The 26,382-nt window shown below is 47.8% G+C and carries 22 protein-coding genes; 8 read left to right on the top strand and 14 right to left on the bottom strand.

The window, feature by feature from the left end; translation table 11 throughout:
* The first annotated feature begins 55 nt into the window (after positions 1-55).
* The 3 genes from AC2T0J_RS15310 to AC2T0J_RS15300 all read left to right on the top strand — a co-directional run bounded on the left by AC2T0J_RS15310 (position 56) and on the right by AC2T0J_RS15300 (position 4,388).
* Positions 56-1,291, top strand: coding sequence for a GNAT family N-acetyltransferase (locus AC2T0J_RS15310; protein ID WP_489806649.1), 1,236 nt, complete (start codon positions 56-58; stop codon positions 1,289-1,291).
* A gap of 16 nt (positions 1,292-1,307) precedes the next feature.
* A complete protein-coding gene (locus tag AC2T0J_RS15305) occupies positions 1,308-3,380 on the top strand; it encodes a M13 family metallopeptidase (protein WP_489806648.1) in 2,073 nt (690 codons plus the stop codon).
* Between the two features lie 240 nt (positions 3,381-3,620).
* On the top strand, positions 3,621-4,388 hold the full coding sequence (locus tag AC2T0J_RS15300) for a 3-keto-disaccharide hydrolase (RefSeq protein ID WP_489806647.1): 768 nt from the start codon (positions 3,621-3,623) through the stop codon (positions 4,386-4,388).
* 73 nt (positions 4,389-4,461) lie between these two features.
* Here the strand turns inward: AC2T0J_RS15300 and AC2T0J_RS15295 are convergent, their stop codons facing one another.
* The gene (locus AC2T0J_RS15295) at positions 4,462-5,316 is read right to left on the bottom strand and encodes a LysR family transcriptional regulator (RefSeq protein WP_489806646.1); all 855 of its coding nucleotides are present in this window, start codon (positions 5,314-5,316) and stop codon (positions 4,462-4,464) included.
* A 132-nt stretch (positions 5,317-5,448) separates the two neighbouring features.
* Here AC2T0J_RS15295 and AC2T0J_RS15290 point away from each other — a divergent pair, with 132 nt between their 5' ends.
* From AC2T0J_RS15290 to AC2T0J_RS15270, 5 genes are all read left to right on the top strand, one after another.
* Positions 5,449-6,132 (top strand): FMN-dependent NADH-azoreductase, encoded by a 684-nt coding sequence (locus AC2T0J_RS15290; protein ID WP_489806645.1) that lies wholly within the window; start codon positions 5,449-5,451, stop codon positions 6,130-6,132.
* Complete coding sequence (locus AC2T0J_RS15285; protein WP_489806644.1) at positions 6,126-6,299, top strand: hypothetical protein; 174 nt, start codon at positions 6,126-6,128, stop codon at positions 6,297-6,299. The genes AC2T0J_RS15290 and AC2T0J_RS15285 overlap by 7 nt, the downstream gene beginning before the upstream one ends.
* Before the next feature lie 1,025 nt (positions 6,300-7,324).
* A complete protein-coding gene (locus tag AC2T0J_RS15280) occupies positions 7,325-8,467 on the top strand; it encodes a porin (protein ID WP_489806643.1) in 1,143 nt (380 codons plus the stop codon).
* A gap of 12 nt (positions 8,468-8,479) precedes the next feature.
* Entirely contained in the window at positions 8,480-8,890 is a 411-nt protein-coding gene (locus AC2T0J_RS15275) for a type 2 periplasmic-binding domain-containing protein (protein WP_489806642.1), read from the top strand.
* Positions 8,891-8,974: 84 nt separating this feature from the next.
* Positions 8,975-10,591, top strand: a complete 1,617-nt coding sequence (locus tag AC2T0J_RS15270; protein ID WP_489806641.1) for a methyl-accepting chemotaxis protein — start codon at positions 8,975-8,977, stop codon at positions 10,589-10,591.
* A 325-nt stretch (positions 10,592-10,916) separates the two neighbouring features.
* Here the strand turns inward: AC2T0J_RS15270 and AC2T0J_RS15265 are convergent, their stop codons facing one another.
* From AC2T0J_RS15265 to AC2T0J_RS15205, 13 genes are all read right to left on the bottom strand, one after another.
* Complete coding sequence (locus AC2T0J_RS15265) at positions 10,917-12,578, bottom strand: vWA domain-containing protein (protein ID WP_489806640.1); 1,662 nt, start codon at positions 12,576-12,578, stop codon at positions 10,917-10,919.
* Positions 12,579-12,711: 133 nt separating this feature from the next.
* Positions 12,712-14,196 (bottom strand): methyl-accepting chemotaxis protein, encoded by a 1,485-nt coding sequence (locus tag AC2T0J_RS15260; RefSeq protein ID WP_489806639.1) that lies wholly within the window; start codon positions 14,194-14,196, stop codon positions 12,712-12,714.
* Positions 14,197-14,209: 13 nt separating this feature from the next.
* Entirely contained in the window at positions 14,210-14,740 is a 531-nt protein-coding gene (locus tag AC2T0J_RS15255) for a PAS domain-containing protein (protein ID WP_489806638.1), read from the bottom strand.
* 212 nt (positions 14,741-14,952) lie between these two features.
* Positions 14,953-15,543 carry a DUF938 domain-containing protein gene (locus AC2T0J_RS15250; protein WP_489806637.1) on the bottom strand — a complete coding sequence of 197 codons (591 nt, stop codon included), beginning with the start codon at positions 15,541-15,543 and terminating at the stop codon, positions 14,953-14,955.
* 5 nt (positions 15,544-15,548) lie between these two features.
* Positions 15,549-18,173 (bottom strand): methionine synthase, encoded by a 2,625-nt coding sequence (gene metH / locus AC2T0J_RS15245; RefSeq protein WP_489806636.1) that lies wholly within the window; start codon positions 18,171-18,173, stop codon positions 15,549-15,551.
* A 9-nt stretch (positions 18,174-18,182) separates the two neighbouring features.
* Positions 18,183-19,238 (bottom strand): homocysteine S-methyltransferase family protein, encoded by a 1,056-nt coding sequence (locus AC2T0J_RS15240; RefSeq protein ID WP_489806635.1) that lies wholly within the window; start codon positions 19,236-19,238, stop codon positions 18,183-18,185.
* Between the two features lie 3 nt (positions 19,239-19,241).
* A complete protein-coding gene (gene metA, locus AC2T0J_RS15235; RefSeq protein ID WP_489806634.1) occupies positions 19,242-20,180 on the bottom strand; it encodes a homoserine O-succinyltransferase MetA in 939 nt (312 codons plus the stop codon).
* Positions 20,181-20,432: 252 nt separating this feature from the next.
* Positions 20,433-20,783: a DUF2802 domain-containing protein gene (locus tag AC2T0J_RS15230; protein ID WP_489806633.1), complete on the bottom strand. Its 351-nt coding sequence runs from the start codon at positions 20,781-20,783 to the stop codon at positions 20,433-20,435.
* Positions 20,784-20,873: 90 nt separating this feature from the next.
* A complete protein-coding gene (locus AC2T0J_RS15225) occupies positions 20,874-21,362 on the bottom strand; it encodes a chemotaxis protein CheW (protein ID WP_489806632.1) in 489 nt (162 codons plus the stop codon).
* An 18-nt stretch (positions 21,363-21,380) separates the two neighbouring features.
* Entirely contained in the window at positions 21,381-22,133 is a 753-nt protein-coding gene (locus AC2T0J_RS15220; RefSeq protein WP_489806631.1) for a chemotaxis protein CheW, read from the bottom strand.
* A 1-nt stretch (position 22,134) separates the two neighbouring features.
* The gene (locus tag AC2T0J_RS15215) at positions 22,135-22,902 is read right to left on the bottom strand and encodes a ParA family protein (RefSeq protein ID WP_489806630.1); all 768 of its coding nucleotides are present in this window, start codon (positions 22,900-22,902) and stop codon (positions 22,135-22,137) included.
* Between the two features lie 31 nt (positions 22,903-22,933).
* Positions 22,934-24,106, bottom strand: coding sequence for a protein-glutamate methylesterase/protein-glutamine glutaminase (locus AC2T0J_RS15210; RefSeq protein ID WP_489806629.1), 1,173 nt, complete (start codon positions 24,104-24,106; stop codon positions 22,934-22,936).
* 27 nt (positions 24,107-24,133) lie between these two features.
* Complete coding sequence (locus AC2T0J_RS15205; RefSeq protein WP_489806628.1) at positions 24,134-26,377, bottom strand: chemotaxis protein CheA; 2,244 nt, start codon at positions 26,375-26,377, stop codon at positions 24,134-24,136.
* Positions 26,378-26,382 lie beyond the last annotated feature (5 nt).

Below are 26,382 nucleotides of genomic sequence, written 5' to 3'. Positions count from 1 at the left end.
CCCGGTATCGTACCAGCTATGACGCTTTACTGCCGGCAGGATATGCCATAAGACTATGCCAAAACAAGCCGCGGATAATACGCTTAAATTTACTCTGCATCATAGCATCAACGAAATTGATGCGTCGCAGTGGCAGACGTTAGCAGAGCAAGCAGGCCCGTTTTTGCAATATCAATGGCTTAAAGCACTGGAAAATACCCGGTGTGTCGATAACCACACCAATGGGCAGACCGGCTGGCAAACCGCATTCTGGAGTGGCTCGCTAAACGGTGAGCTCAAAATAGTGGTGCCAGGCTATTTAAAAACTCACAGTTATGGCGAATACGTCTTCGACCATAGTTGGGCCAACGCCTATCATCAGCACGGTCTGGACTATTACCCAAAATGGATTGCGGCCATTCCGTTTACTCCGGTCACCGGTCCTCGCATACTCATCGCCAACGATGTCTCTCGTGCTCAGTGGCACAGTCTGGTAACTCATATTAGCAACTGGGCCAGCGCCAATCACTATTCATCCTGTCATTGGTTATTTAACCCAACTGAAACCCAGGCCGATTATGCTCAACTCGGGTTTAGCTCACGCTACAGCGTACAGTTTCAGTGGATGAATCGTGGATACGGCGACTTCGATGACTTTTTGTCACGACTGACTTCGCGTAAACGTCGCAGCATCAGAAAAACACGCAAGCGCTTTACCGCTCCCACCATTCAAATTGAGCGCTTGCAGGGTGAATTATTGAGCGCTGAGGATATGGCCTTTTTTGTCCATTGCTATCAGGATACTTATCTCAAGCGGAGTGGCCACACCGGCTATTTAACGCCGGCTTTTTTCGATGAATTGTTTACCCATTGCCGGGACAATATCATGCTCGTGAAAGCCCGTCACAATGACACAGCCATTGCGGCGGCGTTGTTTTTATTTGATGACACCGGACTGTACGGGCGCTACTGGGGTTGCCTGGAAGACGTTGATGAACTGCATTTTGAATGCTGCTACTTTCAGGGCATTGAGTTTGCTATAGAACAAGGCTTACCGCTGTTTAATCCTGGCACCCAGGGCGAACATAAAATCCTGCGCGGCTTTGAACCGGTTTATTGTGTATCCCACCATAAAATGCACGATCCGAGGTTTCAGCAGGCTGTGGCAGATTTTTTACAGCGGGAAAAACCGGTTATCGAAGACTATTTCAATCAGGCCCGGGATGTATTACCTTTCAACGCAGACTATTTAAACGAATTTGTAACACCAACAAGTAATAACGGGGCACCAATACCCCCCGAAAAATCCTAACACAGAGACAGATAATATGAAGTACACATTGCTCGCAGCTACCATTGCTGCATCATTAGCCTTGACGGCTTGTTCCAAACCAGAGAGCACCACTCAAACAACAGATTCACAAACCGAAGCACCGGCAGCCAAAGCAGAAATTGGCTCATTTGGTGTCGATCTGACCGCTCGCGATGAGAGCGTAAAACCCGGTGACGACTTCTTTATGTATGCCAGTGGTACCTGGTATAAAAACTACGAACTGCCCGCCGATAAAACTCGCTTTGGCGCGTTTAACGCCCTGGCCGACCGCAGCGAAGAACAGGTTAAGCAAATCATCGACGATATTATGGCGTCGGATAACTTAACCGCTGAGGAACAGCTGGTTCACGACTACTATAAAGCGTATATGGATACTGAAACCATTAACGCTAAAGGCATTACGCCAATTAACCCTACCCTGACTGACATTGAAAATCTGTCGTCAGTAAAAGACCTTACCGAGTTCTTCGGCGAGAGCTGGCTGACCGGTGCATCTGCCCCGCTTTACGGTGGCCTGTGGTACAACCGTCTGGATCCGAACGAGTATCAACTTAGTGTTGGCGTTGGCGGCCTGGGCTTACCCGACCGCGATTATTACCTTAACGATTCAGAGCGCTTCAGCAATATCCGTGATGCCTACGTTAAGCACATTGCCCAAATGCTTGAATTTGCCGATGAGGAAAACCCGGAAGAAAAAGCCCGGACCATCCTGGCCCTTGAAACCAAAATTGCCGAAATTCAGTGGCCACGTGAAAAGCGTCGTGACCGCGACCTGACCTTAAACCAAATCGAGCGCAGCGCACTGGCCGACATCTATCCTGATTTCGACTGGAATGCCTGGTTAGATGCCATGGGCTTTAAAGCGCCAGAACTCAATATTTCGCAACCAGAGCCAGTTAAAGACGTTATCGAAATTATCAACGATACGCCTTTGGAAGACTGGAAAACTTACCTGACCTACCACACTATTTCGAACAATGCGTCGATGTTATCGGATGACATCTACCTGGCCAACTTCGACTTTTATGGTAAAACCCTCAACGGTCAACAAGAGCCTCGTCCACGCTGGAAGCGCGCGCTTAGCGCCATGTCTGGCACCACTTCGTTAGGCTTTGCCATTGGTAAAAGCTATGTGGATCGTTTCTTCCCGGAAAGCTCTAAAACACAAATGGCTGAGCTGGTAGAAAACCTGCGCGCCTCACTGGGCGAGCGTATCGACGGCCTGGATTGGATGGGCGAAGACACTAAAGTCAATGCCAAAGCTAAACTCGCCGCATTTAATCCTAAAATTGGTTATCCGGATGAGTGGATTTCCTACGAGGGCCTGGAAATTACCGATAAGGACCTGCTGACTAACGAGCGCAACATCAGCAAGTTCTTCCATGCCAAGCAAGTAGAAGAAGAGCTGGAGCCAACCAATCGTGAACGTTGGGGCATGACGCCACAACGAGTCAATGCTTACTACAACTCATCGTTCAACGAGATTGTATTCCCGGCGGCTATCCTGCAACCACCGTTCTTCGATCCAAACGCTGATCCTGCAGTTAACTACGGGGCTATCGGCGCCGTTATCGGTCACGAAATGGGTCACGGCTTTGACGATCAGGGCTCCAAATCTGATGCTAACGGCATCCAGCAAAACTGGTGGACCGACGAAGATCGCGCTGCGTTTGAAGCAAAAACCGACATGTTAGCTGCGCAATACAGCGCCTATGAACCAATCGAAGGTAACTTCGTGAATGGCCGCAACAGCCTGGGTGAAAACATTGGCGACGTGGGCGGCTTGTCGATGGCCTACCACGCTTACAAACTGAGCCTGAACGGTAAAGAAGCGCCGGTGATTGACGGTCTGACCGGTGACCAACGCTTCTTCCTGGCCTGGGCTCAGGTGTGGAAGGAAAAACGTACCGAACAAAGCATGCTTAACCAGTTACGCGCCGGTACTCACTCGCCGGGTCGCTACCGTGCCCTGGCACCTCGTAACCACGATGCCTGGTACAAAGCCTTTAACGTACAGCCAGGCGATGCACTGTACCTGGCACCAGAAGAGCGCGTTAAAATCTGGTAGTAACACTAACGCATCCAAAGCAGCCTGCGGGCTGCTTTTTTATGGCTGGGAAAATATCCCCGACACGAGGGTTGCCGACTAACAGGTTTGCTTCGCTTGTAAAATTTTGGTAAACAAAGCAAATAAGATTCACTCCTTTCAACGGCGCGATGTCGTTACCTGAAAGTGGTTCTTTAAGACGTCAGAAGCATGGATTGCCGTTTTGACACCCTCAGTATTCTTTAGTGAAGGTTCTCCCTCATGATAGCGAAGTTCCGCCCGGGTTTTCTCGCCGCGCTAACCGTACTCTTGTCAGTTAGCTCTAATGCCAGCACCAACAAGCTTAATAATACAGCTGCAACAAATTCAGCGATGATAAATCAACATAACCACCTTACCGAAACTGAAAAACAACAGGGCTGGCAACTCCTCTTTGACGGTAAAACGCTCAACGGCTGGCACGTTTTTCACTATCCGGATACGGTGCCAGCGTGGACTGTTGAGGGCAATCTGCTGACATTTAACCCAGCGGCCAGAGGTGCCCAACACGGTGACTTAGCCACCAATCAGGTATTTGAAAACTTTGAATTAAGATTTGAATGGCAATCCCCTGAAAATGGTAACAGCGGGGTGTTTATCAACGTTCAGGAAACACCTGATAGCATAACGCCCTGGCAAACCGGGCCCGAATATCAGCTACTTGGCGTAGCTCACGGCGATAACGCAGATCCCATCAAACGCTCCGGCGGCATCTTTGGCTTTGCCTCTACGCTAACCGCCTCAGACTTTCTGGCCAGCAGTGACTGGAACCAATCTGTCATTAAGCAGCAGGATGGCAAGGTGGAGTTTTATCTGAATGGCAAATTAACCGCCAGGGCTGACCTTAACAGTGAGCAATGGCAGTTACAGGTAGCCCAGTCAAGGTTTAAGGAACAAGCCGGCTTTGGCGCCTATACCAAAGGCCATATCGTGCTGCAGCAGTGGACGTCACTTATTTATTTCCGCAACATTAAAATCAAAGCACTTTAGTGGATTGTGATGGCGGGAAGACATTCAAAGCTTGCCGCCCATACTTGAAAAACGCTGTAGTAAAAGTTGCATGTCAGTGCTGCTTAAGTAGCTTCTCCAGCCATTCAATAAACAAAACGTTGTGTCGGGTAATCAACCTGCTTTTGTTAGCGATGTAATAGCAGAGAGCAGAGTCGCTTGGCTTATACCCCAATTCCATGAGTAATCCTGCTTTCACGTAGTCCCGGGTCAGGGTTGTTGAGCAAAATACGCAGGCGTTTTCCAGCAAAGCCTGTTGAATACCGAATAATTCCTGATCGAAATAGCGTACTTCAAACTGCGTGCGCAATAAACCGTTATGGTTTAACCAGACTTGCAGTGGTACCTCAGGTAATGTGCTGTTTTTCCACCGGGTTGTATAAATTGTTATTGGCGCAGTCTGACCCGGCTGAGTGGTGAGCAATGCATTGCCAAACAGGTTAAACCGTTCCCGAATGAGCACATCGCCATCTGCCTGCTCTGCCACGGCACCAAGCCGTATAGGCAGGCTGAAGTGGTCGGTACCAATGTCTTCACCACTGATTATGTTCACTTTACTGCGCGGGTGTTGATGATAATAGCTCTGCAAAGCTGGTAGCAGCACCAGGGCGGCAAAGGATGAAGTGGTCGCCACATTGATGTGTTTATCCTTTTGCGAAATGTTATTAAGCGCGGCGTCAATCGTTTGAAACCCCTGATTGGTAGCGACAGCTAACTCTTTCCCGGCCGCTGTAAGAGTGACTTTTCTTGTCTGCCGCTGGAATAAGCTCACATTTAAACGCTGCTCAAGATTACTAATGTGGTGGGACACCGCGGTAGGCGAAATAGATAACTCAGCAGCGGCAGCCTTAAAACTGCCTAGCCTGGCTGCAGATTCGAATGCCTTTAACGCAGGCAGAGAGACTTGCATGTTGTGCTCCTGCTGATAGATAAAATTAAACTAGATGAATATTACTCATCTGTAAATGCCTTTTACTCGTTTGTCAGTGGATGGGTAACGCATAACAATGACCGCAACAATTAACCCACAAAGGTAGTTATCATGAATGTAATTTTACACGTAGATTCTAGTGTCAGAGCCATTACAAATAGCAATCCCGAGCACGATTCCATTTCTAAAAAGATGGCCAGCCAGTTTATTAACACGTTTCAGAAAATGGCCGAAATAGATGAATATACCTATCGTGATGTTGGGGTCAATCCACCTCAGTTTATTACCCAGGATTGGATTGGTGCGGTGTTTACCCCGCCGGATAAAAGAACCACACACCAACAGCAACTATTAGCCCAGTCGGATGAGCTAATCGATGAGGTCGTAAAGGCCGATATCATCGTCATTTCTTCGCCTATGTACAACTACGGTATGCCAGCCCAGTTAAAGGCCTGGTTTGACCAAATCGTGCGTATTAATAAAACTTTCGACTTTGATTTAGCCCGGGGCGATCAACCACTGGCGCCGCTACTAACTGGAAAGACGTTAGTGATCATTACCTCTAGTGGCGAATTTGGCTTTGAAAAAGGAGGAATAAACGAACAATCGGGTCACTTAATTCCGCACCTGCGGACACTAAGCAAATATCTGGGAGTTTCAGAAATTTATGAGATTGCTTCGGAATATCAGGAATTTGCCGATGACAGACATCTGCAGTCATTAAAACGGGCCAGAACAAAGGCTAACCGCATAGCCTCACTGCTGGCCGATAAAATGAAGACTGAACGATGCTAACTGAGAGCAAAACTACACAGCTCGCCCATCACACTATGACACTTACCTGCATGCAGGTAAGTAACGGCGGACTGCCTTTCTCCAGCGTTGTTGTTGACGAGTATGGCGAAATTGTAGGCGAAGGCGTTAACGAACCACTCCTTGGGGCAATAACACGTGGGCTATAATACGGAACGAAGTGACGGGAGCCCACGTGTAGAGCAATCCAGAGTCGGCTAAACAGCCGTCCCCGTAAGCGCTACGACTTTAAAACGCCATGGGAATTAAAGAATGAATATCAATAATCAATGTTGCACTTCAGACTTGATACTAAGCCTGTTAACTATCATCTAGTTGCCAAGATTGAAATCACACAACTTCGAACGCTTGTTGCAGAAAAATTACGATTTTCTGCGACTGCATACATAAAGCCACCGGAACTTTGACAGTTGGAACATGTTATTACTGCTTATTTGTCTGTAACTACCTGCTTTTCTAAGTTAGAAATATCACTGCACCGGTAACATGCTATCGATGTAGTAACGCGCTCTTGTGCAAGGAGGAACCCCACCGATTACAGCATTTAAAAAAGTAGTGCAAATATTAGTAACAATCTCATAACGCAATATCGTTCCTATAGCTTATCCAGCCGATCATTATTAAAAACAACCATAATAATTTGATTTTATTACAAAATAATCAATTTAACAGAAATCATGGCCCGCCCCAAAAAGGTATTGAAATATATACTTCAGTATTAATAAACGCATAATGATATATAGTTATATTATTGACACATTATAACTTTTGAATGCATACTCACCACCAATGTTAATTTATTATTAATCTCTGCAGGGCAGCATTAAACAAAAGCTTTGCTTTGGCATACTTTTGTTTACGAAATGGAGTTTCGAAGACGCTACGTTCTTACGTCGCAAGATAACTTAAGATTATCGTTATCCAACGTCTCTCCTTATCCAGCCCCACAGGCAAATACAAAGTTAACAGCAAACCTAATTACTTGAATCGTTCTTAAAGCGCTTTTGCATTTGCTGTGAAAGCCGGGGGATACAGAACACTACTTGCCGTAAATACTCCCGAGGATTTGCCCAGGTAGCTTCAGGTAACAACAAAAAATATAAGTAAAACGTAAATCGTCATCAGCCTCTATGGCTGGGGTTCTAATCATCTCTTTTAAAGGGTAGTAGATGTAATGATAAAAAAAGCTCGTTTAGCAAGCCTGGTTGCTAGCACTCTTTTGGTTTCAACAGCGCACGCTGATATTAACTTCAATGGTTTTGCCTCTATTATTGCTGGCCAGTCCAGTGATTCAAGCTCCATTGATTTTGGCTACGAAGAAGACTTAACGTTTAAAAATGAAAGTCGCTTTGCCTTGCAGGCAAATGCCGATTTAGGTGATGGCCTTACTGCCACTGCGCAACTCATGGCAAAAGGCGAAAATGATTTTGACGTAGAGTTTCAATGGGCATACTTAAGCTATGCGTTGACTGACGAATTAACGGTAAGCGCTGGTCGTCTGGGCACACCGTACTATCGTTATTCAGACTTCATGCACGTTGGTTATGCTTATCGCTGGATCCGTACACCACAATCAGTTTACGGCCCAACAGGCGAAACTTTTGAAGGCGTAAGTGCAGTATACCGTTCTGCAATTGGTGATTGGGATAGCGCAGTGCAAGTTATTTACGGCAACAGCGATAGCACAAACGTAGAACTTCAGGATTTGATGGGTGCAAACTGGGAATTAACTAAAGACTGGTTGACTGCTCGCGTTGGCTACTTTGTTACCGATATTACCTCTGAATCCAGCAGCACGTACCTTGCCACTGTTGTAGATTCTCTTGAGTCTCAAGGTTTATCTGATATCGCCGATGAACTGCTCATCGAAGAAGACAATACTACATTCCTGGAATTTGGTTTGGGCATCGACTGGAACAACTTCTTGTTGGATGCAGAGTACACTGTGTACACCATCGACGACTCCCGTTTACCAGAACAAACACAGTATTACGTTTCAGCTGGTTACCGTTTAGATCAGCTCACTTTCAGCCTGACTTACGAAAAATACGATACTGAAATCCGAGATCAAGGCGACTTAACTGCAACGCCAGCCGACTTATACCTCGACCCAAGCGACGAGAATTCTGGTTCGTTACGCGCAGCAGTCGCATATCTTTACAATTCAAACCTGTATGAAGTTGATACTTATTCAGCAACCATTCGCTATGACTTCCATCCAGCTGCTGCACTTAAAGCAGACTACACCACTCGTTCAGTTGCTAACTACGATATGGATGTAGATATCTTTTCTGTCGGTATTGATTTGGTTTTCTAAGGGGTGTTGAAAATGAAAAAATTAATAAGTTCACTGGCATTACTAACTTTATCTCACTGTGCCCTGGCCGACGTAGCGATTGTTGTTAATCCAGCCAATAGCAGTACCATTGATAATCAGGAAATCACTCGAATCTTTTTGGGGAAATCGAAGTCTTTCCCTGACGGTTCTCAGGCACTTCCAGTCAATCAGGCTGAAGGTACCAGTGCGAGTGACGAGTTCAATGAAAAGGTTCTGAACAAAACGTCAAGCCAGCTTAAATCATACTGGTCAAAACTGGTATTCACTGGAAAAGGTACTGCGCCCAAAGAAGTGCCCGATGATGCAGAAGTTATCAAGCTTGTAGCCTCAAATCCAAATGTAATCGGCTATGTCGATGCAGCAAAGGTAGATGGTAGCGTAAAAGTTATCGCAACTTTCTAAGTAGATACGATGCACTAACTATCAATATAAGGCACTTCTTGAACGAAGTGCCTTGCTTATTTAACTGCAACACAGGCTATCACCATGCAAGCGTTAAAAGATTTAAGTGTTTTTATTAAAATCAATATTATAACGGTCATCGCAGTTTTGGCCTTTATTATTATCTCAGTGATCTACGCAATGACCATCACTGAAAACAACCGTAACCTGAATGAGTTAAAAGACAAACTTTATCTCATCGTACAATATTCCACCGCCAATTCGTTCTTAGTTAAACGGGTAGACGAACTATATACACAAGCAGTGTCTTTTGCAGATGAAGATCTCATCACCCAGGCAGATAACCAATTTGGTGAATTAAAAGAAAACTTTGCAAAAATTCAGCAGCTTGATAAGCAAGCAGATATCTCCAGTTTACAGCACTTGCTTGAACGCTATCACGATATATCCAAAAATATCGCTGTAGGTTTTCTCAATAATTCCATCGACATGGCAAAAGTCCAGGGACAAATAAAACAAAAAGCCGATTACTATGAACAGATTCTTAAAGCGTTGGATCAATACAAAAAAACCTCGGACACCCGATTTTCTAACCTTGCTGAATCCACCCAGTCCAGATCAGAAGACGCATTATACAACAGCATTATCATCGCCATCGTACTACTGGGCATTATTGCTTCTCTTAGTTTTGTGATCAGTAAAGAAATAAAATCTTCAGCGCAAGCGGCGGCTGATACACTGGATATTTTGGCACGTGGTGAGGGGAACCTGAATTCTCGCCTTAAAGTGCTTAGCCAGGATGAGATTGGCACACTTTCGCGTAACTTTAATAACTTTGCGGATACTTTGCGTACATCAGTGCAAAATGTAGTGAACGTTGTACAGCCATTACTCGATAACTCTACTCGCCTGGTACAGCGGATGGACGAATCGGAAAGAGCCATTGGCAAGCAATCTCAGGATGCAGAAACTGTTCAACAATCAATGGAAGAAATGAAAACCAGTGTCGGTGATATTTCTAATTCCGCTAGTGATGCTGCAGCAGCAGCCAGCAAAGCAGAACAGGAAGCTCAGCAAAGTCTTAGAATATTAAAAAGTTCATTAGCAACATCAAGCGAACTCAGAGCAGAGATTGACCATACTTCAGACAAAATCAACAAACTGGCCAGAGACACACAAAACGTAAATAAGATTCTGGATGTGATCACGTCAATTGCAGAACAAACCAACCTGTTGGCACTCAATGCTGCTATTGAAGCCGCGCGCGCCGGTGAGCAAGGCCGGGGGTTCGCAGTTGTGGCCGATGAAGTTCGCGAGCTGGCCTCAAGAACATCAAAGTCGACTGTTGAAATTCGAGAACTCCTCCAGATTCTGACAGAAGCGGCTGGCGAATCCGTAAGTTCAATGGAGCTGGCTCGAACCAAAGCCGAACAGAATCAGAGCTTTGCCAACGAAACGGGTGACTCGGTTAAGCAAATAGCCGAGCAAATTGAAGTTATCAACAGTTTGAACACGCAAATAGCCACGGCAACAGAAGAGCAAAGTATGGTTGCGGTTTCAGTGGTCGAGAACATTATTGAAATGCATCTGTCGTTTGGAGAGACCAAAGAAGCGCTAAATGCTATTCGAGAAGTAGCCCGTAGTTTACATCAGTTATCTGATGATCTACTTGATGCCACTTCTAGGTTTAATCTTAATTAATAGCTATTTGCCCGTTTGTTAAATAGCGGGCAAATTCCATACAATGTGATAAATCTATACAATTGTCGACTTTGTTCCCAACAGAATATAGCGCATCTCTGATATAAAGAATTTCGCTTATTTTCGATGCACTTAAACCGTATGGTATTTACATTAGGAAAACAAGTTTGATTTATTCGCCAGCAGGCAAGGTACTAAATAAAGTTAGCCTTATGTTTTGCTCTCGCTTCGATTAATCAAGTCAGTTTCGCTAAACAGACCTTAGTGCCTGTAAACCATGGCCTCCTGAGGAAGACAAGCAGTTAGCAGGCGGCTTTGATACGAGCTAGAACTCAGCTTCTTCGGCCACTTTTGCCTGACGGATCAGTTGGGTAAACTCCCCACGGTAACCATAATAATCCTCGCCTTTGTTTGCCAACGCCAGGTTAAACGCATCATCCAATGTCCAATGGCCGGTATACTTGCCGTCTTTCATTAACTGGGCAAAGCCAGCCACCGAAGTGGCAAAGTTAACCTCCTGCATTACCTCAGGCGCAGCTTTAGCGGATCTCATTATCGGTTGCTCCAATAACTGCGAACTCTCCTCTTTCGGCAATTTATATCGAATTTTTAAATACCCCAATTCTGCCGATGTATCACTCGCGGCGCTACTGTCGTCATTGGTATAACGGGATTCATCAAGGTAACTCCCCGGCTGGCCGTTAAGGGTAATCTCATAGATTGCCGTTACAGCATGACCAGAGCCAATATCACCCGCATCCACTTTATCGTTATTAAAGTCTTCTTCTTTCAGGGCTCGGGTTTCGTAGCCCAGTAACCGGTATTCGTTAACCACCGCAGGATTAAATTCAACCTGGATTTTGAGGTCCTTGGCAATGGGAAACAGTGATGACGTAGCTTCTTCCACAAACAGTTTCTGCGCCTCTCCCAGCGTATCGATGTAAGCGGCTACCCCATTGCCGTTTTGCGCCAGTGACTGCATCAGCGCGTCTTTATAATTGCCTTGACCAAAACCAATAACCGATAAATAAATGCCGCTCTGGCGTTTACGCTCAACAAAGTCTGTTAGCTGTTCTGGGTCTGACAGACCAACGTTAAAATCACCGTCTGTAGCCAGCATAATGCGGTTAACCGCCTGCTCATCAAAATTCGACTCGGCCAGTTGATACGCCAGTTGCAGGCCTTCGCCGCCAGCGGTGGAGCCACCGGCTTTGAGCTTATCCAGCGCTGCGATGATTTTTGCGGCCTGCTCCACTTTTGTCGGTTCGAGCACGGTCCCAGCAGCGCCTGCATACACCACAATGGCAATGGTATCGGTCGGTTTGAGCGTTTTCAGCAACAACTTGATGGATTGCTTCACCAGCGGGAGTTTATCGGGCGCGTTCATCGAACCCGATACATCCAGCAAAAATACCAGGTTGCTATCAGGCTGTTCGGTTTCCTCCAGTTCATATCCCTGGATACCAATATGCACCAGTTTGCGATGCTCGGCCCAGGGCGAATCATGGACCACCACGGTGGGTAAAAATGGCCGGTTCGCACTGGTAGGTAACGGATAGTGAAAATCAAAATAATTGACCATTTCCTCCAGCCGCACGGCGTCTTTCGCAGGGAGATAGCCACGGTTTAATTGTTTACGCACAAAGCTGTAGGAGGTGGTATCCACATCGGCTGAAAACGTAGAAACCGGTTCATCGGTAACCCGCTTTACCGGGTTGGCATCAAACGGCTCAAAGTCATCCTGATGTTTTGGCTGGACAGGCGCAGGCATTGGTGCCATCAGGCTGTTCTCTACCGCGAGCGACCTGACCATTTCGGCTGCCAGTTGGTGCTCGCGCTGTACTTTCATGTATTGTGCTTTTTCGGCTTCCTTGCTGGCCTGTCGCTCAGCGGCAAGCTCTTGTTCGCTGGGACCTGAAGTACAATTAACCAGTGCAACTGCCATAGTAATTACCAAGGCGCTGCGACCAAACCTTGTTATTGTCATATTCCGCTCCATGAGGTCAGATGTAGTTAATAAAGCAACGATATCAGTTGTAAGTTAACTGTAAGCTGAATAGCCGGATAAAGAAAAGGCAAGCGAACACGCTTGCCTTTTCTGATAACGTTAACGACAGCAATCAGCGGATTGCCGGCAACCGATGTTTTTCATCTACCAGTCTGGTCAGGCAATTGATTACCTGTAAACTGTTTTGCTCAGCCAGACTCATGTGATGAATGATACCTTCGAACACATCGTCGTTGCGTAACCAGTCCTGGGTGACATATTCTACGGCTTTATGCACATTCTGGTGCACCCCTGCATGGTAACTCTCCAGCTCCCGGTAAGCCGTTAGCCCGCTAAATATCGCTTTACCGATGCCCTCGTAATACCACTTCCCTAAACGGCAGGACATGTGATCAACTTTTACCGCATCAGCCTCTTTACCTTCGGCATCATTTTCCATGGCAATATACCCGTTCTGCATGTAAATGATGTGATCGAGTTTCACCAATGAGGCAAATGAACTGTCTTTAGCCTGGCCTATCAGTGTAATCGTATCCTCTGCGGCTTTCGCCACCGACTCAAAATTAGTGTAAAAACTCGCTACCTCATCACCGATGTCTTTGGTGCTCTGCGCAACCTCCAGCGTTTGTGACACCATGATGTCTATTTTGCCGGTCAGGTTAAAAATAATATCACTGATTTCTTCGGTGGATTTACGGGTACGATCCGCCAGATGGCGCACCTCATCCGCCACCACAGCAAACCCCCGACCCACTTCACCGGCCCGGGCAGCCTCGATAGCGGCGTTAAGTGCCAGTAAGTTGGTTTGCTCTGCAATGTCGCCTATCAGCTTCACGGTTTCGGCAATTCTGCTACTTTCCTGGGCTAACAGACTGGCGGTTCCCTCTACCGACACCATGCGTTCATTAACCTGTTCAATGGAGAGCTTTAGCTCTCCAACCGTTTTAGAACTGCGATCGGCACCATTTTTGCTCTCTCCGGCAATATTCACCACATCGTCCATTTTTTCAGACAGTAATACCATCTGACTTTGGCTGTCTTTGAGGTTATCCAGCAAGTTACTGGTGTTCAGTTGGTGCATTTCGCTAAGCAGACGATTTTGCCGCGCAAAGGTATCGGCTTTTTCCATCGCCTCAATGGCTCCGTTAACATTGTTCATTATCTCAGCAAATTCACCCGGCAGACCTTTTACCAGGCCTTTTCGGTAAAACTGCCTTTTCCCTGCCCTTTCGAAGCTGTTGGACAGTTCTTTAAAATTAGTTTCTACGATGTCGAGGAAGTCGTTAAGCTCCCAGGCCACCTTGCTCACTTCGCCCAGCCTACCAGTTTGAGTGACTCGCACGTGAGTATTGCCCTGATTCGCTTCTTTAAGGGTTAAATGAATGGCACTCAGCGCATCCATGTGGTGCTGATGATAGCGATAAGCGTAAATTGCAAACACCACCGCGATAATCGGCGAACTCACACTTACAAATCCTACGCCGTTAGCGATGATGCTATACACTGCGAGTACAGCGGTTAGCACAATAAATACCACACAGCTTATTAAAAACTTCTGCGATAAGAAGGGAATGTTTTTACTAGCGTTTTCTTTCATGATAGCCATTCCCTTAACAATGCTCTTCGTACAGTCCAATCACAAACTCTTCGTAACTCAGGCCAGTTTCGTTTTTGACGTGCTCCTGTAACCAGTTCCAGGAATCGGTTGGCGCTGTTTCTTTACGGCTGCGCTTTTCCAATTCCAGCATTTGTCGGTAAACCAGCTCAATCCCCCCTAGTGCGGCTCTTGGCGCCTGACGGCGAACAGAGAAAAAACCTTCCACATTGCCTTTATTAAAGTCAGGAGTGACGTTCGCAAACACCCAGTAAAAATTGCCATCGGATGTCAGATTTTTAACAAACCCAAAGAATTCTTGCTTGGATTTCAGGGTTTTCCACATTGCGTGATACACCCCTCTGGGCATATCCGGATGTCGAATGATGCTGTGTGGCTGACCGAGTAGTTCACTCTCAGCAAAGTTGGAAACCCGCATAAAGTGCCGGTTTGCGTAAGTCAGGTTGCCGCGCAAATCGGTTTTACTTACGATAAGTTCGTCGGCAGAAAAGGTTACTTCTCTGGCATTGGCAGAAACTGCAATCACATTCTTCTCACTTCTTTTATCCCTTGCCCGTCATAGCCCGAGGCTGACGACAGCAAGTGCCCTGAAGACATCATCAGACGCGGTGCGACCTATTCTGTACTTAAAAAATTAGTTTAATATCAAGCGTTTCACAGTGTTAATTATATCATCATCGAGGCCGGAATATTAACCGCTAATCGCGCATGGAATCATTGCGAAATATCCAGCACCAGTTAGCTATGTTTGCGCCAGATAAGGCAGAGGTTGTTGGCCGGCATATCAATAATATCAGTAAGTTGCAAGAGCTCGCCAGCCCACAGCAATAGATCTTCGATGGATTTGTAGCCGCCCAGTCCTCGTTCCAGCAAACTATAATGAAAGGCTTCATTACTGGCACTGGAAAAGGCGTTTTGATAAATAAACGGGCCATACTGGCAGAATACCCCACCATCAGGTAACAACTTGGCAATACCCGCCATCATTTGTTGAACTTCATGAGCAAACATGATGTGCGCTGTGTTAGCAGAGTAAACCGCATCGAAGCCACTTTCAGGGAAACTATCCTGACCAATATGAAGTGATATAGGTGCCGACAGGTTTGGCAAGGTCACTTCGTTTACCCAGGCGTTGATACCCTGATGATGCACAGGCACATCACTGGTTTGCCAATGCAGATGAGGCAATCCGGCAGCAAAATGCACGGCGTGTTGCCCTGTACCACTGCCGATTTCAAGCACTTTGCTGGCCTGCTCAAACGCATCACGAAGCACCGCTAAAATTGGTCCTTTGTTGTTTTCGCAGGCCTGACTGAAGGGCTTGGACATAACCGTTAATCGCTCAGGTTAGGTGACAGCCATTTTTCGGCCGTTTGCAGATCCCAGCCTTTACGCCCGGCATAACTCTCCAGCTGATCAGGTTGAATTTTCGCGACCGCAAAATAACGGGCTTCTGGGTGAGAGAAATACCAGCCGGAAACCGACGCACCTGGCCACATAGCGTAACTTTCAGTAAGAGTCATGCCGGTATGTTTTTCCGCATCGAGTAAATCCCAGATAAGCTGTTTTTCAGTGTGTTCAGGACACGCAGCATAACCGGGAGCCGGGCGAATACCCTGATACTTCTCGCGGATCAGGGCGTCGTTATCCAGATTCTCATCCGGGGCATAACCCCAGAACTCTTTACGTACGCGCTCATGCAGGTATTCTGCAAAGGCTTCGGCCAGTCGATCAGCCACGGCTTTCACCATAATGGCGTTGTAATCATCGCCCTGTGCATCATACTGAGCCGCTAGTTCGTCTTCGCCTATGCCGCCGGTAACAGCAAAGGCACCAATGTAATCTTTAATGCCCGAACCCGCCGGCGCAACAAAGTCACTTAAGCAATAATTAGCACCTTTTGGCTTTTGCGTTTGCTGACGCAGGTGATGGGACACGCCAAGGGTTTCGGTTCTGGATTCATCGGTATAAATCAGCACGTCATCGTCCTGACGATTGGCCGAGAATAACCCCAGAACCCCTTTTGCTTCAAGACCACCGTTGGCAATCAGGTTATCAAGCATCTCATTGGCATCATCAAATAACGACTGCGCCTGCTCCCCTACCAGTTCGTCGGTTAAAATGCGCGGATATTTTCCGGCCAGTGACCAGGTCAGGAAAAACGGCGTCCAGTCGATGTACTTACGCAAGGTGGCTATATCCGCCGAAACCGGGGTAACCCCGAGTTTGTTAGGCGTTACCGGCGATACACTAAAGTCCGGCACATGTGCATTGGCACGGGCCTCTTCCAGGGTAACTGGCTTGGAGCGCGGCTTTTTACGCGCATGCTGATCGCGTACGATGTCATATTCTTTCGCCAGTTCTTTGGCATAGATATCGCGGGATGCTTTATTTAACAGTTTCTGGCAAACACCTACCGCGCGGCTGGCATTGGGTACATAAGCCACCGGGGCATGGTAATTCTGCTCAATTTTCACTGCGGTGTGGGCTTTAGAGGTCGTTGCGCCACCAATCAGCAGTGGCAGATCGAAGTCCAGCCGCTCCATTTCTTTTGCTACATGGACCATTTCATCTAGCGACGGCGTGATAAGCCCCGACAAGCCAATCATATCGACGTTTTCTTCTTTGGCTTTTTGCAAAATGGCCGCGCAAGGCACCATGACGCCCATATCCACTACTTCAAAGTTATTACACTGCAGCACTACACCGACAATGTTTTTGCCGATATCGTGAACATCGCCTTTTACCGTGGCCAGCAGGATCTTGCCGTTGCTCTTAGTATCTTCAGACTTCTCGGCTTCAATATATGGTTGCAAATACGCCACGGCCTTTTTCATTACCCGGGCTGATTTCACCACCTGTGGCAGGAACATTTTTCCTTCCCCAAACAGGTCACCGACTACGTTCATCCCGTCCATTAACGGCCCTTCGATCACGTGCAGTGGCTTTTCTGCTGCCTGGCGGGCGGCTTCTGTATCGTCCTCGATAAAATCGGTGATCCCTTTTACCAGTGCGTGCTCCAGCCGTTTGTTAACCGGCAGGTCACGCCAGGCGAGATCTTCTTTAACCACAGCCTTACCATCACCCTGATACTTCGGTGCCAGTTCCAGCAGTTTGTCGGTAGCTCCGCTGTGACGATTTAAAATAACGTCTTCGACGGCATCACGAAGTTCTGCTGGAATTTCATCATAGACTTCCAACTGGCCGGCGTTAACAATGGCCATGTCCAGACCTGCACGAATGGCGTGATAAAGAAAGACCGAGTGCATCGCTTCACGCACCGGATTATTGCCGCGGAATGAAAAAGAAATATTCGATAGTCCACCAGACACGTGTACATGGGGACAGGTCTGGCGAATCACCCGGGTCGCTTCAATAAAGTCTACCGCGTAATTGTCATGTTCTTCGATACCGGTAGCTACCGCAAAAATATTCGGGTCAAAAATAATGTCTTCAGGCGCAAAACCGACCTTTTCTACCAGCACCTGATAGCTGCGCTGACAAATTTCAATTTTACGCTCTTTGGTGTCGGCCTGGCCTTTTTCATCAAACGCCATAACCACCGTTGCTGCGCCATAACGCTTAACCAGTTTGGCCTGGTGAATAAAGTTCTCTTCACCTTCTTTGAGGCTGATTGAGTTAACAATTGCCTTACCTTGTACGCACTTTAAACCGGCCTCAATGACTTCCCACTTAGAAGAGTCAATCATAATTGGCACTCGACTGATATCAGGTTCCGAAGCAATCAAATTAAGGAAAGTCTGCATGGCCTCCACCGAATCCAGCATGGCTTCATCCATGTTGATATCGATAATTTGCGCGCCGTTCTCTACCTGCTGGCGGGCCACATCGAGTGCCGTTTCGTAATCACCCTCGAGGATCAGACGTTTGAATTTGGCAGAACCGGTGACATTCGTGCGCTCACCGATATTAATAAAACTGGAAAACTCTGCTGACACGACTATTCCTCAATGCACGAAGGGTTCTAAGCCGGAAAGACGCATCTTCGGCTCAAGTTTAACGATACTGCGGGGTGGCACACCGGCAACCGCATTAGCGATGTCGCGAATATGATCTGGCGTGCTACCACAGCACCCGCCCACAATATTCACCAACCCGGACTCAGCCCATTCTTTAATGTGCTCAGCCATTTCTGGTCCTTCCATATCATATTCACCAAACTCATTGGGCAAACCGGCATTAGGGTGAGCAGACACCAGACACTCCGCGACATTGCTGATCTCTTCAACATACTGACGCAGCAAGTCTGGTCCTAAGGCGCAATTCAAACCAAATGACACCGGTTTAATATGACGCATGGAGTAATAAAAAGCTTCGGCAGTCTGACCGGATAAGGTGCGCCCTGAGGCATCGGTAATGGTGCCGGAAATCATTACCGGCAAACGCAAATTGAGTTTTTCAAAAACACTTTCAACCGCAAAAGCGGCAGCTTTGGCATTGAGTGTATCAAAAATGGTTTCAATCAGAATGAGGTCGGCACCGCCTTCAATCAGTGCTTCACAACTTTCTGTATAGGCCTCGACCAGTTCGTCGAATGTTACATTGCGCTTACCCGGGTCATTAACGTCAGGCGAAATCGATGCTGTACGGCTGGTCGGGCCGATGGTACCGGCTACCACGCGTGGTTTCTCGGGATTCTTTGCCGTATATTCATCACAGGCTTTGCGGGCCAGCTGTGCAGCCGCCACATTGATGTCTCTCGAAATGGCCTGCATATCGTAATCGGCCATGGAAATGGTCGTGGCATTAAAGGTGTTGGTTTCGATGATATCCGCACCGGCCTCAAGATACTGACAGTGAATATCATAAATAATATCCGGCTGGGTGATCACCAACAGATCATTATTGCCTTTAATGTCGCAGTGCCAGTCTTTATATTGTTCACCGCGATAGTCCTCTTCTTCCAGCTTGTGCTGTTGAATCATGGTACCCATGGCACCATCCAGGATCAGAATGCGGTTAGCGGCCAGATCAAATATCTGTTTGTCTGTGTATCGGCTCACGTGCTACCTCTTGCGCTGGTCTTTTTCCACCAGCTGATTTAAATCGTACGGCGTAGTCTGATAAACGTAATAGTTTATCCAGTTAGTAAATAGCAAACTGCCATGTGCGCGCCATCTTACCACGGGGGGCTTGCCCGGGTCGTCATCCGGATAATAGTTACACGGAACTTTTGGTTCTAAGTCAGCGTTAAGATCTCTAACGTATTCGTCGTTGAGCGTCTCAGGATCATATTCCGGGTGACCGGTTATAAACACCATTCGCTTATCATCCGAGGCTACCACATAAGCACCTGCTTCCTCTGATTCGGCAATTACGCTCAGGCCAGGTATGCTGTTGTATTGAGCAGGGTCAATGTAGCCATACCGGGAATGCGGCGCATAAAACTCAGAGTCAAAGCCCCGTAACAGCTCGTTGAGCGGATCATTAACGCGATGGCGAAACACGCCGGATAGCTTCTCTTTCCTGAGTTTTCTCTGAATGCCGTGAAAGTGATACATTGCAGCATGTGCGGCCCAACACAAATACAATGTTGACTGTACATGCCGGTTTGCCCATTCCAGAATGGTTTTCATGGTGTCCCAATAGTTCACGTCCTCATAGTCGAGCAGTGCCAGTGGTGCGCCGGTTACAATCAGGCCGTCGTAGCGTTTATCAGCAACGTCGCTGAAGTCATGATAAAACGCATCCATGTGAGATTGTGGGGTATGTTTAGGCGTTAAATCATTGATGCGGAGTAAATCCACATTGATTTGCAACGGCGTATTGGAAAGCAGCCTTAACAACTGTACTTCGGTCTCAATTTTATTCGGCATCAAATTGAGAATTGCCACTTCCATGGGGCGAATATCCTGACTCGCCGCTCGCTGACTATCCATGGTGAAAATATTCTCACCCAATAACACGTTTTGTGCGGGCAGATTTTCTGGGATCCTGATTGGCATGGCAACTCCGGGAAATATGATTATGCAGCTATTGTCGCTAAAGTAGCACTAATGTCAACATCTTTACGTCTAGACGTCTAAACGTTTAGTTATATCCAAAGCGGCGTTACCCGAAGTGTATGTGATTTCTCGTCACCTTGCCGTCTAATACAGACTACGAACGTCAAGCTTAGGTACAAACTAAAAGGAGCATGTATCGATTAGATATAAGTCCGCACAGAAATTTTGCCAATGGCAGGTTTTTGCTAGAGATTATTTGGGCTGATGGAGATTCATTAGCAGTTGAACTTCTGCTAAGGGGAGATCACAATTATGCATCACTTCTTCAACGCTCGCGCCTGACTGGATCATTTCAGCGGCGCGTTGATACAAGCGGCTGTCAGGATCCTGTTCACCCAGGGCTGTGAACTGTTGCTGCAGAGCAACCAAAGCCGCGTCAGTCTGTTCGGTATTTTTGGCAACCACCAGACTACGCGCCTGAACCTCTTCAAGCGTGCTGGCATTGATATGGAGTTGCTTTTTCAGCGCACTGAGCTGCTGCTGTTGCTGCGCCAGCGCCTCGGTCAGCCGTGCATTGCTGCGACGACTGACAATCCAATTCACGGTGCTACAGAGCACCGATACACACAAGGCAGCTATTGCTATCAGCAAAGGCAGGTTAACGTCCATGTGAAGAAAAAACGGCCGTTTGGGTTACAGACTGCTTAACTCGTCCCACTCCTCATCGCTGAGAAGTTTATTGAGATCAACCAAAATAAGCAGTTCACCGTCGCGGTTACTGACACCCTGGATAAATTTGGCACTTTCCTCAGTGCCAACGTTAGGCGCACTGTCGATTTCTGAAGACTTGAGGTAAACCACTTCGGCAACGCTGTCTACCAGAATACCTACCACCTGTTCATCAGACTCAATGATTACCACGCGGGTATTATCGGTGACGTCTTCCGGTGGCAAACCAAACCGGGCGCGGGTATCAATTACCGTTACCACATTACCGCGTAGGTTGATAATACCCAGCACGTAATCCGGGGCGCCAGGTACCGGGGCGATCTCAGAATAACGTAAAACTTCCTGCACCTGCATTACATTGATGCCATAGGTTTCATCGCCTAACCGATAGGTTACCCACTGCAATACCTGATCGTCGACATTGCCTGCGTTATTATTTCTGTCATCACTCATGCACTTGGCTCCACTTGACTATAGTACCTGGTCTTTACTGCCCAAGCCGTTATTCAGCATTGATATTAGTTCATCAACATCCAACAATGCACACATTTTATCTTTTACCATACCGGCGAGCCAGGGACGCTTTGCATTCGCCTGACGCCATTTCACATCATCTTTGTTTAAGGTCACCGTATTGACCAGCTTCTCACTGGCTAACCCCCACGGACTATCACCTAACATGATGAGATACTGATAGTTTAGCTTATCCGCCAGAGTTTGGTCGTATTTTTCCGGCATAACCCATCGCGCCGTGTCCACCACGTTTAACTTTTCTTCCCGGTGCAGCATTACGCCCATAAACCAGGCCGGTTTACCGAATAACGGACCAATCTTGGTCAGGTTATGAATACCACCAAGGGTAATTAGCGGAACAGCCAGTGTCAGGCCTGCAACCTCAAAAAACAAAGCCTGAAAAGCGTTATCAAGCCGTTCTTCCAAAGGTTTTAGGGGCACGCCCGGCGGTGGCACCGACAACTGCTCTTCAACACTCGCCTTCACTTCGGCAATCACATCTTCGGCCGGGATAGCCTGTTTGGCTTCAACCGCTTCTTTCACTGGCTCAGGCGCCTTCTCCGGCGCCTGAGGTGACAGTTCTACCGTTGCCTTTTCCAACAGCTTGGCGGTGCGCGCCGTTACGTCTGTCGGATCTTCGACATCGCGTAATAAACTGCTGAGGTATTCTTCCATCACCTCTTCTTTAGCAAACGGTGTATCTTTGCTCATATTAGTCACTATCCAGGACGTTGAGTAATTTCTCGTAGGCGAAGACACCCCGAGCTTTAGGATACACTATGGATGCCGGTGCCTGCATCTGGCTGGCGTCACGGAATCGGGTATCCACAGGTATCATACCTTTCCAAATGTGTTCTTTGTAGTCCAACAGCAATTGTTTCTGGGCTGCTAAGGCCGCATTGATCCGCCGATCGAACATGGTCGGCACTATGGTTGTATCAAAATCCCGGGACAGGGTTTTGCTCATAATTTTGAGTGTATGCATCATCCTATCCAGCCCTTTAAGGGCTAAAAACTCAGTTTGTACCGGCACTATCACTTTCTGGCATGCCGCCAGCGCATTCACCATAAGCACGCCCAGTACAGGCGGACAATCTATTAACACGTAGTCGAATTGCGACTCGATTTGTTGCAGTGCTTTTTTAAGCACTAGTCCCATACCAATCTGGTTGCCCAGTGACCGGTCTAAGGTGGCCAGGGCCATGGTGGATGGCAAAATAAACAAGCTATCGAGCTTACTGGAACATAAACAATCCAGTACCTTATCGTCACTTAAGCCGGAAGGATTAGCAAAAATATCATACACCGAGGTGGATAGCTCTTCTGAGTCAATGCCAAAGTAATAGCTCAGCGAGGCATGAGGATCCATATCTACCAGTAGAACGTTAAAACCACGTTTTGCCAGTATTCCGCCCAGAGTGACCGTCGTGGTTGTTTTGCCGACGCCACCTTTCTGATTGGCTATGGTCCAAATTTTCAACGCTTTTCTCCCGCCTGCCAGTAATTATTGATCAGGACATTTCGGTTTTAATGCATTCACCAATGTCATTAATGTCAATATTCACTTCGGCAAGTCTGTCGACCGTTACCGCTTGTGGCATCCCATACACCACACTGCTGTCTTTATCCTGCGCCCAGACCTTCGCGCCCAGTGACTTCAGTGTCCGGCACCCTTCCCGACCATCGGCCCCCATACCGGTCAGAATGAGCGCCAGGGTATCGCCACCATATATTTGTGACAAGCTGTTGAAGGTAATATCTACACTGGGCTTATAACCGATATCCGAGGAATTTACCTCTTTGATAACAATATAGGCCTGACCTGCCCGCTTTTCGACTTCCATTTGCTTACCGCCCGGGGCCAGATAGGCACAGCCCGCCTGCACAACCTCGCCGTGTTCAGCCTCTTTTACCTGGATCTGACAATGCTGGTTCAACCTCTCAGCAAACGCATGAGTGAAGGTACCCGGCATATGCTGAACCAAAAATATCGGGAAAGGAAACCGGGCAGGTAGATGGGTTAACACCTTTTGCAATGCAACGGGGCCGCCGGTTGAAGCGCCAATTGCCAGGCAACGATAGCGCTTGCCACTACGTTGAACCTGCGACACAACATCCGGTTCAACAGTATCCTGATTACCACTGAGTAACGTCGAGCTCCTGACAAAGTTCGATTTGGGCGCATTAGCCGGCATTGGCCTTGCGGGTTTGGCCGGTTCCGGCGACGCTTTTTTTAGTAAACTACCGGGGCGCGGTGTGGGCCGGGGTCGCAATGAAGCAACGGGTGCCCGGCGCGCCAACAAACGTACTTTGGTTCTTAACAGGATTGCCGCATCACTGCGATCTTTGGCGATGTCTTCAAAACGCTTGGGCAAAAAGTCCACCGCACCGGCTTCCAGTGCATCCAGCGTGGCTGTTGCTCCTTCATGGGTCAGCGAGGAAAACATGATAATCGACACCGGGCATTCGGTCATTATACGCTTGACTGCTTCAATGCCGTCCATCAGCGGCATCTCAACATCCATGGTGACCACATCCGGACGCAGTGCTTTCACTTTTTCTAAGGCTTCGCGCCCGTTGGCGGCTTCGCCAACCACTTGCAGTGACCGGTCTTCGTTCAGAATATCTTTGACCCGACGGCGATAAAAGCTGGAATCGTCAACAACCAGGACTTTAAAAGCCATTCAATAACAATCCTCTTCTCTACGCCTTTATTTGATCGCTTTGCGGGCGTATCGCTTAAGCAGGCTCGGAATATCTAAAATCAGTGCAATACCACCGTCTGAGGTAATTGTTGCCCCGGCCATACCAGGCGTACCTTGCAGTAAGGCATCCAGAGGTTTAATGACCACCTCTTCCTGACCAATTAAGGCATCCACCACAAACCCCACCTGCTTGGTACCCATTTGCACCACCACTACGTGACCTTTATCGCGCTCAATATTTTTGGGACCACGGATCAGCCACTCGCCAAGGAAAAACAAAGGTATCGCCTTAGAACGCACTATCATGGTTAACTGACCATCAACGGTGTTGGTCTTTTTGATATCCATGTTAATGATTTCGCTAACCGCGCCCAGCGGTAACGCAAAGGTTTGCTTGCCTACCACGATCATCAGCGTAGGCAGAATCGCCAGCGTCAGCGGCACCTTGATTTCCAGACGGGTACCACGCCCCAGCTGTGAATCAATATTCACGGTGCCATTAAGTTGGTTAATCTTGGTTTTCACCACGTCCATACCAACGCCACGCCCTGAGATATCACTGATTTCCGTTTTGGTTGAAAACCCTGGCGCAAAGATCAGATTAAACGCTTCAACATCTGACATACGCGCTGCGGCATCAGCATCGAGTACGCCACGGGAAATCGCAATGTCTTTCAGTTTATCGGGGTCCATCCCTTTACCGTCATCTTCGATGACCAGTAATATGTGATCCCCTTCCTGCGACGCTGAAAGCTTAACTTTACCCATGCGGGGCTTGCCGGCTGCCTGACGGTCGTCGGGCATTTCAATACCGTGATCTACCGAGTTTCGCACCAGGTGAACAAGCGGATCGGCTAACGCCTCTACCAGGTTTTTATCCAGATCGGTCTCTTCACCTTCCAGTTCAAGGGTAATTTCTTTCTTCAGGCTGCGCGCTAAATCCCGTACCACCCGGGGGAAGCGACCAAATACTTTTTTGATTGGCTGCATGCGGGTTTGCATCACCGCACCCTGCAGGTCGCCGGTCACCACATCAAGGTTGGCAATCGCTTTAGACATTGATTCATCGTTAATGCTAATGCCCAGACTCAACAGTCGATTACGTACCAGTACCAGCTCGCCTACCATATTCATGATCTGATCAAGGCGGCGGGTATCCACCCGTACCGTTGTTTCAGGCTGTGGCGCTGCGGGCGCTGCTTTTTTCTCTTCTTTTTTAGCGGCAGGTTCTGCCGCTTTAGCCGGTGCTGTCGGTTTACTCTCGGCTTTTGTCGGCGCTGGCGCCTTAGCAGCCGGTTTAGCCGCTGGCGCTTCGGCTTTAGTCGGTTCGGGTTTGGTATTTTCGACTTTCACCCGTGGCTTTTCAGCAGGTTTCTCGTCTTTAGGTGCTCCGACGCCCGGGCCTTTGCCCTGACCGTGTAATTGATCGAGCAAGGCCTCAAATTCGTCATCGGAAATTTCTTCATCGCCTCCCGACTCTGCAGTCGGAGCCGGACTGGCTGGAGGCGGGGTCGCTGGTGTAGCAGCCTCACCGCCAAACTGTCCTTTACCGTGTAACTCATCGAGCAACGCCTCAAACTCATCGTCGGTAATGTCTTCATTACCGCCGCTGCTGGCAGTTGGCGTTGGTGTCGGTGATGGCGATTTAGCCGCCGTCGTGCCCGGCGCACCACCGGTGCCATGTAACTCGTCGAGTAAAGCTTCAAACTCATCTTCTGTGATGTCTTCAATCAGTTCTGATGGGCTGCCGGTTTCTGAGACGTCTTCTTCCAGCTCGAAAGTCTCTTCTTCTGCCACTGGTTCAGGTTCAGAAGCTGGCGCTTCGTCCTGAGTGTCGCCGAAGATATTTTCACCTGGGGTTTCCGGATGACTCAATTTATGCAGTGTTTCAACCAGCGCCGCATCAGCCGCTTCCAGCGGCTCGCGCATTTTGACCTTTTCAAACATCTCGACCACAACATCAGTGGCCTGCAGAATGGTATCCATTAGTTCTGGTGTTAGAGATCGCTGACCATTACGCATTACGTCGAAAACGTTTTCCGCACCATGGCATATCTCAACCAGTTCGGTTAATGACAGAAATCCGGCACCCCCCTTTACAGTGTGATAGCCCCGGAATATAGCATTGAGAAGATCCTTATCCTCTGGATTATTCTCCAGGTCAACTAACTGCTCCTGGAGTTGCTCAAGAATTTCTCCGGCTTCAACCAGGAAATCCTGCAAAATATCTTCATCGACATCAAAAGACATGTATC

Source organism: Alteromonas sp. ISO5 (assembly GCF_058105165.1).
This window is presented reverse-complemented; position numbering and strand designations above follow the sequence as displayed.